At 64.2% G+C, this 12,084-nt stretch carries 15 protein-coding genes; 8 read left to right on the top strand and 7 right to left on the bottom strand.

Going from position 1 to position 12,084, the window contains the following annotated elements; translation table 11 throughout:
* Positions 1 to 65 precede the first annotated feature (65 nt).
* A complete protein-coding gene (locus ACFQX9_RS11105; RefSeq protein ID WP_085383808.1) occupies positions 66 to 689 on the top strand; it encodes an outer membrane protein in 624 nt (207 codons plus the stop codon).
* Between the two features lie 71 nt (positions 690 to 760).
* Here the strand turns inward: ACFQX9_RS11105 and ACFQX9_RS11110 are convergent, their stop codons facing one another.
* From ACFQX9_RS11110 to ACFQX9_RS11125, 4 genes are all read right to left on the bottom strand, one after another.
* The gene (locus tag ACFQX9_RS11110; protein WP_007614865.1) at positions 761 to 976 is read right to left on the bottom strand and encodes a cold-shock protein; all 216 of its coding nucleotides are present in this window, start codon (positions 974 to 976) and stop codon (positions 761 to 763) included.
* Between the two features lie 250 nt (positions 977 to 1,226).
* Positions 1,227 to 2,087 (bottom strand): 23S rRNA (adenine(2030)-N(6))-methyltransferase RlmJ, encoded by an 861-nt coding sequence (locus tag ACFQX9_RS11115; RefSeq protein ID WP_018453496.1) that lies wholly within the window; start codon positions 2,085 to 2,087, stop codon positions 1,227 to 1,229.
* A 52-nt stretch (positions 2,088 to 2,139) separates the two neighbouring features.
* Complete coding sequence (locus tag ACFQX9_RS11120) at positions 2,140 to 2,832, bottom strand: ribonuclease T2 (protein ID WP_026232541.1); 693 nt, start codon at positions 2,830 to 2,832, stop codon at positions 2,140 to 2,142.
* Between the two features lie 119 nt (positions 2,833 to 2,951).
* Positions 2,952 to 3,416, bottom strand: a complete 465-nt coding sequence (locus ACFQX9_RS11125) for a hypothetical protein (RefSeq protein WP_018453498.1) — start codon at positions 3,414 to 3,416, stop codon at positions 2,952 to 2,954.
* A gap of 182 nt (positions 3,417 to 3,598) precedes the next feature.
* On the opposite strand from ACFQX9_RS11125, the gene ACFQX9_RS11130 reads away from it, so the two are divergent.
* Positions 3,599 to 3,892: a hypothetical protein gene (locus ACFQX9_RS11130; RefSeq protein ID WP_106940784.1), complete on the top strand. Its 294-nt coding sequence runs from the start codon at positions 3,599 to 3,601 to the stop codon at positions 3,890 to 3,892.
* 43 nt (positions 3,893 to 3,935) lie between these two features.
* On the top strand, positions 3,936 to 4,466 hold the full coding sequence (locus ACFQX9_RS11135) for a DUF3617 family protein (protein ID WP_085350072.1): 531 nt from the start codon (positions 3,936 to 3,938) through the stop codon (positions 4,464 to 4,466).
* 169 nt (positions 4,467 to 4,635) lie between these two features.
* Here ACFQX9_RS11135 and ACFQX9_RS11140 read toward each other — a convergent pair whose 3' ends face one another.
* The 3 genes from ACFQX9_RS11140 to ACFQX9_RS11150 are packed head-to-tail and all read right to left on the bottom strand — an operon-like array spanning position 4,636 to position 7,309.
* Positions 4,636 to 6,024 (bottom strand): ATP-binding protein, encoded by a 1,389-nt coding sequence (locus ACFQX9_RS11140; RefSeq protein ID WP_377788385.1) that lies wholly within the window; start codon positions 6,022 to 6,024, stop codon positions 4,636 to 4,638.
* Positions 6,025 to 6,041: 17 nt separating this feature from the next.
* Positions 6,042 to 6,773 carry a response regulator gene (locus ACFQX9_RS11145; protein ID WP_018453502.1) on the bottom strand — a complete coding sequence of 244 codons (732 nt, stop codon included), beginning with the start codon at positions 6,771 to 6,773 and terminating at the stop codon, positions 6,042 to 6,044.
* Positions 6,770 to 7,309: a MarR family winged helix-turn-helix transcriptional regulator gene (locus tag ACFQX9_RS11150; RefSeq protein ID WP_007596846.1), complete on the bottom strand. Its 540-nt coding sequence runs from the start codon at positions 7,307 to 7,309 to the stop codon at positions 6,770 to 6,772. Before ACFQX9_RS11150 ends, ACFQX9_RS11145 begins: the two co-directional genes overlap by 4 nt.
* Before the next feature lie 338 nt (positions 7,310 to 7,647).
* Between ACFQX9_RS11150 and ACFQX9_RS11155 the strand changes: the two genes are divergently transcribed.
* The 5 genes from ACFQX9_RS11155 to ACFQX9_RS11175 all read left to right on the top strand — a co-directional run bounded on the left by ACFQX9_RS11155 (position 7,648) and on the right by ACFQX9_RS11175 (position 11,986).
* Positions 7,648 to 8,730 (top strand): branched-chain amino acid aminotransferase, encoded by a 1,083-nt coding sequence (locus ACFQX9_RS11155; RefSeq protein ID WP_026232543.1) that lies wholly within the window; start codon positions 7,648 to 7,650, stop codon positions 8,728 to 8,730.
* A gap of 268 nt (positions 8,731 to 8,998) precedes the next feature.
* Entirely contained in the window at positions 8,999 to 9,523 is a 525-nt protein-coding gene (locus ACFQX9_RS11160; protein WP_368507067.1) for a YegJ family protein, read from the top strand.
* A gap of 50 nt (positions 9,524 to 9,573) precedes the next feature.
* Positions 9,574 to 11,094 (top strand): histidine--tRNA ligase, encoded by a 1,521-nt coding sequence (hisS, locus tag ACFQX9_RS11165; protein ID WP_026232544.1) that lies wholly within the window; start codon positions 9,574 to 9,576, stop codon positions 11,092 to 11,094.
* 55 nt (positions 11,095 to 11,149) lie between these two features.
* Positions 11,150 to 11,398 (top strand): tautomerase family protein, encoded by a 249-nt coding sequence (locus ACFQX9_RS11170; protein ID WP_083926322.1) that lies wholly within the window; start codon positions 11,150 to 11,152, stop codon positions 11,396 to 11,398.
* Between the two features lie 183 nt (positions 11,399 to 11,581).
* Positions 11,582 to 11,986 (top strand): thioesterase family protein, encoded by a 405-nt coding sequence (locus ACFQX9_RS11175; RefSeq protein ID WP_018453507.1) that lies wholly within the window; start codon positions 11,582 to 11,584, stop codon positions 11,984 to 11,986.
* Positions 11,987 to 12,084: the final 98 nt, after the last annotated feature.

Here is a 12,084-nt window from a genome sequence, read left to right on the forward strand (position 1 = left end):
GCGGTTTTGCCTCGCGCGGCGGCGCGGGCATCGCAGCGGTGACGGGAGTTGCGTTGGAGTGTGTGATGAAGAGGCTCGTTGTGGGCGCAGCCGCGTTGGCTGCGGTCGGCTGGACGGCTTCGGCAGAGGCCGCCGATCTCAATTACGGGCAGCGTGCGCCCTACACGGTCAATCAGCCGCTCAATGCCTATAGCTGGGCCGGTCCGTATCTCGGTGGCAATCTCGGCTACGAATGGGGTTCGGTGAGCAATAATCCCGCAAAACCGTCGGGCTTCGTCGGCGGCGTTCAGGCCGGCTACAATTTCCAGAACGGCCCATGGGTGTTCGGCGTCGAGGGCGACATCCAGGCCGCCGGTGCCGACGACACCTTCGCGCCGTGGAAGTTCTCCAATCCGTGGTTCGGCACCTTGCGCGGCCGCGCCGGCTACGCCTTCAGCAACGTGCTGTTCTACGGCACGGCGGGCCTCGCCTTCGGCGAGCTGCGCGCGCAGACGTTCGGCTGGACCGAGTCGCACACCAGCGCCGGCTGGACCATCGGTGCCGGCGCGGAAGTTATGTTCGCGCCGAACTGGAGCGCCAAGCTCGAATATCTCTATATCGATCTGTCGACGAGTCAGTTCGCGATTACGGGCGTGTCAAACGGCTATAGCGCCAGCGTTGTGCGCGCAGGCGTGAACTATCACTTCTGATAGCTAAAGAAGAAAATACCGGACCAACCTCCCGGCCGCTTGCGGCCGGGATTTTTTTGACGCTTGGCTCGCTAGGGAAGGATGACCAAATCGACCGCCTTCGGCCCCTTGCCCTTCTTGTCCGGTTCGACTTCGAAAGTAATACGCTGTCCTTCGGCAAGGTCCTTCAGTCCGGCCCGCTCCACAGCAGTAATATGTACGAAGACGTCGCGGCCCCCGTCGTCCGGTTTGATGAATCCGTAGCCGCGCTCACCGTTGAAAAACTTGACCGTTCCCGTCATGGCCATCGGGAAACTCCCCCTCATTGCTCCTCCGTCGTGACGCAGACGCGCGTCACGACATGACCGGGCCTTACGAAGCCCGGGAGCTGGCCATCCTTCGGCAGACCATTCGGTCCGACTGGATCTTTCTTAGGCCTTCACTCCGCCGCAACCATTCGCGGAAGCGGAACGTAAAGCCAGTCACCGCAACAGCATAATACGGTTCTCTGCAGATTGACTACCGCTCCTGCATATTTTTCCCAAGAATGCCGGAGTGTTACGGTCTCGGCACCTCCAATCGGAATCTGGCAGCGCCACCCTGGCCGAGCGGCATTTCCAGCTCCGGCAGGATCGTCTTGAGTTCGCCGTGCAGCGTGTAAGGCGGATTGACGATCAAGAGCCCGCTGGAGGTGAGGGCTGCGCCGTCGGCTTGCGGCGCCACGCTGAATTCGAGGCGCAGGCATTTTCCCGGCGGCTTTGCTGCGGCTGCGAGCCGCGCCACTGATTGCACCAGCGTGTCGGTGGCGCGTCGGCTCTTGGCGGGATACCAGATTACATAGATACCGGTCGGCCATTTCGCGAAAGCCGCCGAGAAGGCCTCTGCGAGCTTTTCGAACTCGTCCTTTGCCTCGAAGGGCGGGTCGATCAGAACGAGCCCACGCCGTTCCTTCGGCGGCACGAAAGCCGGCAGCGCCATCCAGCCGTCGAGGTCGACCACGCGGGCCTGTTCGTCGCGGCGCAGTACGCCGATCAGCGCCTTGCGCGCCTTCGGCTCGAGCTCGCAGAGCAAGAGGCGGTCCTGCGGCCTCAGCAGGCCGCGTGCGATCAGCGGCGAGCCCGGATAGGCCTTGAGCTCGCCCTTCGGATTGAAGGCGCGGACGATGTCGAGATAGGGCTTGGTCAGCGCCATGGCGTCGTTCGACAACCGCGCCTGCATCAGCCGCGCAATGCCCGTCAGCCACTCGCCGCCCCGGCGCGCTTCGTCGCTTTCGAGATCGTAGAGGCCAGCGCCGGCATGGGTGTCGATGACGCGGAACGCACCCGGCTTGTCCTGGAGATAGGTGATGATGCGCGTCAGCACGATGTGCTTGATGACATCGGCGAAGTTGCCGGCATGGAAGGCGTGGCGGTAATTCATGCAAGAGCACTACGCCACGTGACGGCCCGAGCAAAGAGGCACGACGCCTGGGCTAGCCACCCCGGATCGGCGGCATCGTCACCTGGTCGCGGCGGCAGGCGCGGCGGTCGATCTCCTCGCAGGCGCGGAATTGCAGGTCCTTGCTGAGGCAGATGCGGACTTCCGATAGCCGCGTCCGGTTGCAGGTGATCGAGACGGCGGCATTGCTGAGGCCCGGATTGGCCTTGATGAAGGCTTCCTCCACCTCCGCCGGCGCCACGGTCTTGGCCTGCGATAGATCGAGATATTCGGCTGGAATCTTGATCGCGGCGCGCGCCTTGCGGATCGTCTCGAAATAGCTGCGGTCAGCGAGCCCCGAGCAGGTGCCGTGCTTGTCCCACTCATTGAAGATCAGCCCCGGCGCCGGCATCAGATCGAGCATGGAGGAGACGATGCTGCGGTTCAGCCGCGGCGAGGGCCGCTGGCAATATTCCGGAAATCCGCTCTCATATTGCGGCCACAAACCATGCACCACGAAAGCGTAGGGCCGTCCGCTGCACTGGGTCTGCGAGCGGCCGCCGCGCTCCGCCGCCTCCTCGCAGAAAGAGGGCGACCAAGACAGTGACAGCACATAAAAATCGAATTCGCCGGGCGTGTTCTGCCGCTTGTCCTGGGCCTTTGCGCCATCGGCCAGCGCAGCCAGCCCGGCCGCAAGCGTCAGCGAGATCATCAGGCGGGAGAACGAATGCAATCTGGAATGAAACATGGCGACGCCCCTCAACTAGACTGTGCAGGCAAGCCTAGCAGGCGATAAGAACATTTCAAGAACAAAATGCGGGCGACCGTCGTTCGGCCGCCTGATCGGTCCGGATCAGAACGTTTCAATTACTGTTTGGCGGCGCGGCAGGCCGGGTTGTAGGCCCAGTTGCGGTCGAGCCCGACCACGCACCATTCGACGCCTTGGCCGTAGCCGGCGAAGCCGCCATCCTCGACGATCGAGAAATGCACCTTGCGCATCTTGCCGTCCGTGAGCATGGCCTCGCCGGTGCAATAGCGGCGCGGGATGTTGTCGGATGCCCAAGGCCGGAACGCGGTCTCGTGAACGGCGGCGAAGCCGGTGATCTTCAACGAAGAATTCCAGAACGCGCTTTCTTTCTCCCAGAACTGGGTCGCGATCGTCGGCAGCGCCCTGTCGCACTCGGAGACGTTGCCGTCATAGCGCGGCCCGCTCAGCCAGAAATTCAGCTCCAGCGGATTGGCGGCCCTGGCCTCGCCGAGCGACAGCGCCCCGAACAGGAGGCCGAGCACGGCGGCAAAGCGGAGCGATTTCAGGAAGGTCGAGGCGCGCATGGATGATCCAGACAGCATGATCTGCAAGGGTCGGACGGTGCCGTGAAGGCCGCAGGAGGTCAAGTGCAGCGCGGCAACACTTGCCGACGAGTTGACCGCAATGCTGCGTTGGACCGGCCATCCGTTCTTTCCACCGCCGCGCCGACACCGTAAACTGCCGCCAACCAATCGGAGTGACGGGAATGCGAATCATTGCGGCCGCGGGCCTACTTGCCTTGGGTATGTTGGCGAGCCAGTCGGCGCGCGCCGATCTCCTTCCGGTGCCTCCGTTCAAGGGCAACGACACCGGCGGCATCATCGCCTATTCGATGGCAACCCAGGTCGATGCGCGGCAGGTCGCGGTCGATCACTGCGCGCGCTATGGCAAAGTCGCCAAATTCCTGGCGGTGCAGGCCTATGAGGGCGGCTACATCTCGTTCTCCTGCCGCTGGGTGCCCTATGGCGCCGCCGACCAGCCGATCCGCACGCTCTACTGAGGCGCTTTCGCACGCCGCTACCTCTCAGCCGGGAACTTCCCACATGACGCGCAAACTCGCTTTGCTCGGCTCCGCCCTTTGCCTCGTGTTGTCGGCAGGCAGCGCTCGCGCTGACGACCTGCCGGTGCGTAAGGCGGGGCTGTGGGAATTGAAGATGGTCCGGACCGGCACGCCGGTGCCCGAGATGACCATGCAGCACTGCACCGACGAGACCGTCGACAAGGAAATGAACAACAACGTCTCGCCGATGGCCAAGCAGATCTGCGCCAAGCAGGACATCAAGAAGACCGCGACCGGCTATGTCAGCGATTCCGAGTGCAATGTCGCCGGCATCAGCACGACTTCGCATGCTGAGATCACCGGCGATTTCAATTCGGCCTATACGGTGAAGACGTCGTCGCACGCGCAAGGCGGCGCCGCCGGCGCGGCAGGCCGCGACACGACCATGCAGCTCGAAGCGAAATGGCTGGGAGCCTGCAAGCCGGACCAGAAGCCCGGCGACATCGTGATGCCCGGCGGCTTCAAGATGAACGTGCGTGACATGGACAAGCTGAAGGCGCTGCTGCCGAAGTAAGGCTCTTCCCCTCTCCCCTTGTGGGAGAGGGTGGCTCGCCGCGCAGCGGCGAGACGGGTGAGGGGTTTGTCTCCGCGTGTGACTCTTTTCGCTTTGAATTCGCGGAGAGAGACCCCTCATCCGGCGCTTCGCGCCACCTTCTCCCACAGGGGGAGAAGGGAAGAGGCAGCTACACCGGTATCCGCACGCTCGCCCTTAATCCGCCCATCGGACTGTCGCCAAGCGTGATGTCGCCGCCGTGCGAGCGGGCGATGTCGCGGGCGATCGCGAGGCCAAGACCTGTGCCGCCTTCATCCTGGTTGCGGGCGTTGTCCAGCCGCAGGAACGGCTTGAACACCTCTTCGCGCAGATGGGCGGGAATGCCCGGCCCGTCATCGTCCACCGTCACGGTCAAATAACGGTGATCGCGCTGGCCGGTGATGGCGATGCTCTTGCCGTAGCGGGCGGCGTTGGTGACGAGGTTGGCGAGGCAGCGCTTGAATGAGGCCGGCTTCACCGTGACCACGGGCAGCCCGTTGAACGCAACGGTCGCCGTGTGGCCGTGGCGCTCGGCGTCGCTGCGCAGCTCCTCGAGCGCCTGGGCCATGTCGGTCGGCTGCGACTGCTCGCCGGAATCGCCGCGGGCAAACGCGAGGTAGTCCTCGAGCATCATCGACATCTCGTCGACGTCCTTGCGCATGCCCTCCATTTCGGGGCTGTCGCCGATCAACGCCAGCTCGAGCTTGAACCGCGTCAGGATCGTGCGCAGATCATGGCTGACGCCGGCTAGCATCGCGGTGCGTTGCTCCATCGCTCGCTCGATGCGCGACTTCATTTCGAGGAAGGCGACCGACGCGCGCCGCACCTCGCGCGCGCCACGCGGGCGGAAATTCGGCGCCTCGCGGCCCTTGCCAAAACTTTCGGCGGCGTCGGCAAGTCGCAGGATCGGCTTGATCTGGTTGCGCAGGAATAGCACCGCGACGATCAGCAGGATCGAGGACGTGCCGACCATCCAGAACAGGAAGATCTCCGAGTTCGAGGCATAGGCGGCGCTGCGCTGCGCGAACACGCGCATCACGGCGTCGTCGAGCTGGATCCGGATCTCGACGAGGTTGGAGCGGCCGACCGTGTCGATCCAGAAGGAGCGCCCGATCTGGCGGCCGAGCTGCACCGACAGCGTCTGGTCGAGCAGCGAGAAGAACGGCTTTGGTCCCGGCGGCGGCATGTCGCCGGCCGGGAGGAAATCGACGACGAGGCCCAGGCGCTGCTGGGCGATGCGGCGGATCTGGTCGCGATCCTTGTCTTGCGGGTAGCCCTTGTAGACGTCGATCAGCGCGGCGATGTCCTGCACCACCGCGGCCGACAGGCGGCGTGTCACCGTGTTCCAGTGCCGCTCCATGAACACGAAGGCGACCACCGATTGCAGGATCACCATCGGCACGATCATGATCAGCAGCGCACGCGCATAAAGGCCGGTCGGCATCCAGCCCTTGAACGCATTGCCCATCCAGCCATTGGCGGCGGAGACGCGGCCGGCGGCGCTCTTCAAAAGCGTCAGGCCGGTATCGATCGTGCTCATCGGTGGCGGTTCACTCTTTATGGCGAGGCTACCAGCCGGTAGCCGATGCCGCGCACGGCCTGGAGGAACAGCGGATTGGCGGGATCGGTCTCGATCTTGCGCCGCAGGCGGTTGATCTGCACGTCGACGGCGCGCTCGTTGACGCTGCCATTGCCGGTCAGCGCGCTACGCGGCACGGTCTCGCCCGGTGTCTCCGACAAAATCCGCAGCATCTCGCGCTCGCGGTCGGTGAGGTGAATGACGTCTTCGCCCTGGCGCAATTCGCCGCGGTCGAGGTGATAGATGTACGGGCCAAACGCGATCTTCTCGACCGCAGCGGCCTGTGGCGGCGGCGCGGCGCGCTTGAGGATGTTGTTGATGCGCAGCGCAAGCTCGCGCGGCTCGAACGGCTTTGCGACGTAATCGTCGGCACCGATCTGCAGGCCCTCGATGCGCGCTTCGGCTTCATGCCGCGCCGTCAGCATCACGATCGGCACCGAGGACGAGGTCCGGATGAAACGGGCGAGATCGAAGCCGGTCTCGCCGGGCATCATGACATCCAGGATCAAGAGGTCGAAGTGCAGGCCCAAAAGCTTGGAACGGGCATCGCTAGCGCTCGCGGCGGTCGAGACGCGATAACCTTCGCCGGCAAGGAAGCGCGAGAGCAGATCGCGGATGCGGCGGTCGTCATCGACCAGCAGGAGATGCGGGGCATCGTCTGCGGGACGTGCCGGCGGGCGTGCGAGCGTGGCAGCGAGCGGCACGGTCACTCCTTGTCCTGATTGACGGTGGCAAAGATCGTCTCGAGCACCTTGTCCGGATCGTCGCGGTCGATCATCGCGCGCAGGAAGCGCTTGACGGTCTCGGCATCCTGCGGCGCCATCTCGGCAAGCGCCTTGGTGATGCGCGTGGTCTGGAGGCCGGCGAGCTTCTGCACCAGCGCCTCGCCCTTCGGTGTCGCAAACAGCAGGCGTTGGCGGCGATCATTGTCGCCGGTCTTCTGCACGATATAGCCCTCGTCCAGGAGCTGCTTGAGCACCCGGCCGAGCGATTGCTTGGTGATGCGCAGGACGTCGAGGAGGTCGGCGACCTTGAGGCCGGGATAACGATAGACAAAGTGCATGACGCGGTGATGGGCCCGGCCGAAGCCGAACGCCTCCAGCTCCTGGTCGGGATCGCCGACAAAATCGCGATAGGCGAAGAACAGCAGTTCGATGATATCCCAGCGCAAATTGCCTCCGTCGTCTGCGGCCGGCCGCGGCCCGGCTGCGTCTTGAGAAGGAGTCGCGAAATTTATGTCAGGCATATTGACGTATCTTGGTCTCAATGTTACAAAACGATCAGCCCGCACGAAATTTTAGATCGTTTCGCGTCGGGTGGGCGTCGAAGCAAGGCGGCCGCAGTGGGCCGGACAGGCGGCAACGGCCGGAGCAGATCTACCGTGCGATGTCGAACGGCATTTCGGCAAAACATACTGGACTTCCGTCTTCCGCAAAAGCATGTCCTCCGTGACATGCTGGCCACGGAAACCGGCCGTAACAAGGCTGGCGGCGGTCCGGCCAGAAACCAATCGAGCCAGCCGGGCCCAAATCGGGGCAGGCGGGTGCCACAACGGCGCCGCTACCGGCAGCGGGAGGCAAGGACATGAGCATGAAATTCGACATCCAGCCCGCATCCAATCCGACCTCCGAGAAGGATCGGGTCGCCAAGCTGGTGGACCCCGGCTTCGGGCGGGTCTTCACCGATCACATGGCGGTGGTCCGCTACAACCAGGCCAAGGGCGGCTGGTACGAGGCGCGTGTCGAGGCCCGCGCCAATTTCCAGCTCGATCCGGCCGGCGCCGTCCTGCACTACGCCCAGGAAATTTTTGAAGGCCTCAAGGCCTACAAGCGCGACGACGGCGGCGTGAACCTGTTTCGCCCCGATGCCAATGCCCGGCGCTTCAAGGACTCGGCGGACCGCATGGCGATGGCGCAGCTCCCTGAAGACGTCTTCATCGAGGCGGTCGAGCAAATCGTGCGCATCGATCGCGCCTGGATGCCGGGCGGCGAGGGCAGCCTTTACCTGCGCCCCTTCATGATCGCGAGCGAGACCTTCCTCGGCGTCAAGCCGTCGTCCGAATACATTTTCGCGGTGATCGCCTCGCCGGTCGGCTCCTACTTCAAGGGCGGCCCCGCGCCGGTCTCGATCTGGGTGTCGGAGAATTACACGCGCGCTGCCGTCGGCGGCACCGGCGCCGTCAAATGCGGCGGCAACTATGCCGCAAGCCTGCGTGCGCAGGCCGAGGCGATCCAGCACGGCTGCGACCAGGTCGTCTTTCTCGATGCAATCGAGCGCCGCTACATCGAAGAGCTCGGCGGCATGAATGTGTTCTTCGTGTTCGACGACGGGTCGCTCTCGACGCCGCCGCTCGGCACCATCCTGCCGGGCATCACCCGCGACTCCATCATTGCGCTGGCCAAAGACGCCGGCAAGACCGTGCGTGAGGAGCCGTACTCGCTCGACCAGTGGCGCAAGGATGCGGCCAGCGGCAAGCTGAAGGAAGCGTTTGCCTGCGGCACCGCCGCCGTGATCTCGCCGATCGGCACGGTGCGCTCGGTGAGCGGCGATTTCGAGATCAGCGGCGGTGCCGCGGGCCCCGTCGCCATGGGCCTGCGCAAGCAGCTCGTCGACATCCAGTACGGCCGCACCAACGATCCGCACAACTGGATCCGGAAGGTGGATTGAGGCCCTTCTTCCTTCTCCCCTTGTGGGAGAAGGTGGCGCGAAGCGCCGGATGAGGGGTTCTATCCGCGAGTTCAAGGGTCAGTTGGACTCGCGGATAGAACCCCTCACCCGTCTCGCCGCTACGCGGCGAGCCACCCTCTCCCACAAGGGGAGAGGGGAAAAGGGCATCGCTGGTTGGCTTTTCTTGCCATGAACGCGTCACCCTGATCGTGCGACAAAGTCCGAGACCTCCAATACCTGGACATCGAGTCTACCGGACATCGCTATCATGACATCCACTCTTCCCCAGTCCCTGAAATGGGTCGTTCTCGCCGCAATCACCGGCGTCACCGTCTTTGGCATCCTGACCATCGGCCCCACGCCGGACGTCTCCGCTGAGGGCCGTTCGCCCGTCGTCGACGTGCGCACCACCGATCCGGAGATGAACACCGCGATCGCGCGCGCCCGCGGCACGCTGCCGACCTTTTGGGCCTCCTACGAGGCGCCGAAGCCGTCGGAGACAGGGCATGCCCTGAAGGTGCACTTTTCGACCCGCAAAGGCGGTGAGCACATCTGGATGGCCGAGGTGAAGAAGCTACCCAATGGGGCCTATTCCGGCCTCTTCGCCAACGAGCCACGCGATCTGGCCGGCAAGCGGGCAGGCGATAAGGTCGAATTCACTGAAGCCGACATCTCGGACTGGATGTTCATGCGCAACGGCAAGATCGTCGGCGGCGAAACCATCAAGCCAACGCTGAAGTCGCTGCCGAAAGCGGATGCCGACGCGCTCCGGGCGCGGATGGAGCAGCCGTAAGCGATTACCCGGCAGTTGCCGCATCACGCGTCGGCTGGTAAATGCCGCGCATGGCCGAAAAACCCAAAAAATCCCAGAAACTGAAGGCGCGCCTGCCGCGCGGGCTCGAGGATCGCGATCCCGCCGCGATCCGGGCGACGCGCGAGATGGTGGAAAAGATCCGGACCGTGTACGAACTCTACGGGTTCGAGCCGGTGGAAACGCCGGCGATGGAATACACCGACGCGCTCGGCAAGTTCCTGCCCGACCAGGATCGTCCGAACGAGGGCGTGTTCTCGTTCCAGGACGACGACGAGCAGTGGATCAGCCTCCGCTATGATTTGACCGCGCCGCTCGCCCGCTATGTCGGCGAGCGATACGGGACCGACGGTCTTGTGTTGCCCTACCGCAGCTACCGCGTCGGCTACGTCTTCCGCAACGAGAAGCCCGGCCCCGGCCGCTTCCGCCAGTTCATGCAGTTCGATGCGGATACGGTGGGATCGGCCACGCCGGCGGCGGACGCGGAGATCTGCATGATGGCCGCGGACACGATGGAAGCGCTAGGCATTGCGCGCGGCTCGTATGTCGTCAAGGTGAACAATCGCAAGGTGCTCGACGGCGTTCTGGAAGCCATCGGGCTCGGCGGCGAAGAGAACGCAGCACGCAGACTGACGGTGCTGCGCGCGATCGACAAGCTCGACAAATTTCCCGCCGAGGAAGTTCGCAAACTGCTCGGTCCCGGTAGATGGGATGGCGGCGAAGAAGGCAAGGGCGACTTCACGAAGGGCGCCAATTTGAGCGCGTCGGAGGCTGACGTCGTTCTCGCCATCACCAAACCGCGCGACGATTGGAAAGAGGCGATCGCCGCGGCGGAGGTCTATCTCGCCAAGAGCGAAGTCGGTCAGGCCGGCGTGAGCGAGCTGGAAGAGATCGCGAAACTGGTGACGGCGTCGGGGTACGGCGCGGACCGCATCAAGATCGATCCCTCCGTGGTGCGCGGTCTCGAATATTACACGGGCCCCGTCTACGAGGTCGAATTGCTGCTCGAGACCAAGGATGACAAGGGCCGCCCGGTCCGCTTCGGCTCGGTCGGCGGTGGTGGCCGCTATGATGGTCTCGTCTCGCGCTTTCGCGGCGAGCCGGTGCCGGCGACCGGATTCTCGATCGGCGTGTCGCGGCTTCAGGCCGCGCTGACTCTGCTTGGCAAGCTCGACACGCGGCCCGAGTTCGGCCCCGTCGTCGTCACCGTGTTCGACCGCGACCGCGTCGCCGACTATCAGAAGATGGTCGCATCGTTGCGAACCGCCGGCATTCGCGCCGAACTCTATCTCGGCAATCCCAAGAACATGGGCAACCAGCTCAAATATGCCGATCGCCGCAATGCGCCCTGCGTCATCATCCAGGGCTCGGATGAAAAAGCGCGTGGCGAGGTGCAGATCAAGGATCTGATCGAGGGCGCGAAGGCGGCGGCCGCGATCGCTTCCAACCAGGAATGGCGCGAGAGCCGCCCGGCGCAGTTCTCGTGCAGCGAGGCCGACCTCGTCGCCAAAGTGCGCGAGGTGTTGGCGCGGCATGACGTGAGCTGGGGCTAGCCATTCGCTGACGTCGCCATGCCCGGGCTTGTCCCGGACATCTACCTCCTGTTTGATGGCGCCCGTCAATGGCCGGTGTCCGGCCCCAAGGGAGAGAAAAATGCCTGAGATCACTGTCAGCATGGCCGAAGGCCGCACCGACGAACAAAAGGCCGGCATGATGCGCGACATCACCCAGGCACTGGTGAAGAATCTCGGCGTCGATGCCGACGCCGTCGTCATCCAGATCAATGAAGCCCCGCTCCGCCACAAGATGAAGGGCGGCAAGACGTTCGTGGAGCGCGCGGCGGCTGCGAAGAAGTAGCCGGCGCTGGTTCGGCAACCACAAAGGTCGTCCTGGCGAAAGCCAAGGACCCATTACCCCAAGCGGCAGTTGTCGCAGCAGGTCGTGGTTTAGACCGCGCATGACAATGTTGGGTCGGGGTAATGGGTCCTGGATCGGCGCTCCGCTTCGCTGCGCTTGTCCAGGACGACGGGGGGAGGCCCCATGGACGCACGCGACTTCATCAAGGTCGGCATGAGCGCCGAGCGCACGCTGGTGGTGCCGGTGGAGCGCACGGTCGGGCATTTCGTGCCCGGCATGCCGATGGTCTATGCGACGCCGATGATGATCCTGGAAATGGAGATGACGTCGGGCGATGCGATTCGTGCGGCGCTTCAGCCGGGCTGGGTCACCGTCGGCACCGAGGTCGATATCCGCCATCTTGCAGCAGCCCTCGTCGGTGCGACGGTGCGGACCACTGCGAAGGTTTTCGCGGTCGAGCGCCGCGTCATCCGCTTCGAGGTCGAGGCCTTCGAAGGCCCGCGAAAACTCGGCGAAGGGCGCCACGCGCGCGGGCTCGTCAATGTCGAGATGTTCAACAAGCGGCTAGCCGCAGGCTCGAAATCGTAGCAACCATTAAAGGCTAGGCGGCTTTTTCGATCCAGGGCGTGCCCCGTTGCACGACAGTATTGGCGTAGATCAGGAGCTTGCGGGCGCAGGCGATGAGC

Source organism: Bradyrhizobium sp. GCM10028915 (assembly GCF_042666195.1).
Taxonomy (GTDB): domain Bacteria; phylum Pseudomonadota; class Alphaproteobacteria; order Rhizobiales; family Xanthobacteraceae; genus Bradyrhizobium; species Bradyrhizobium canariense_D.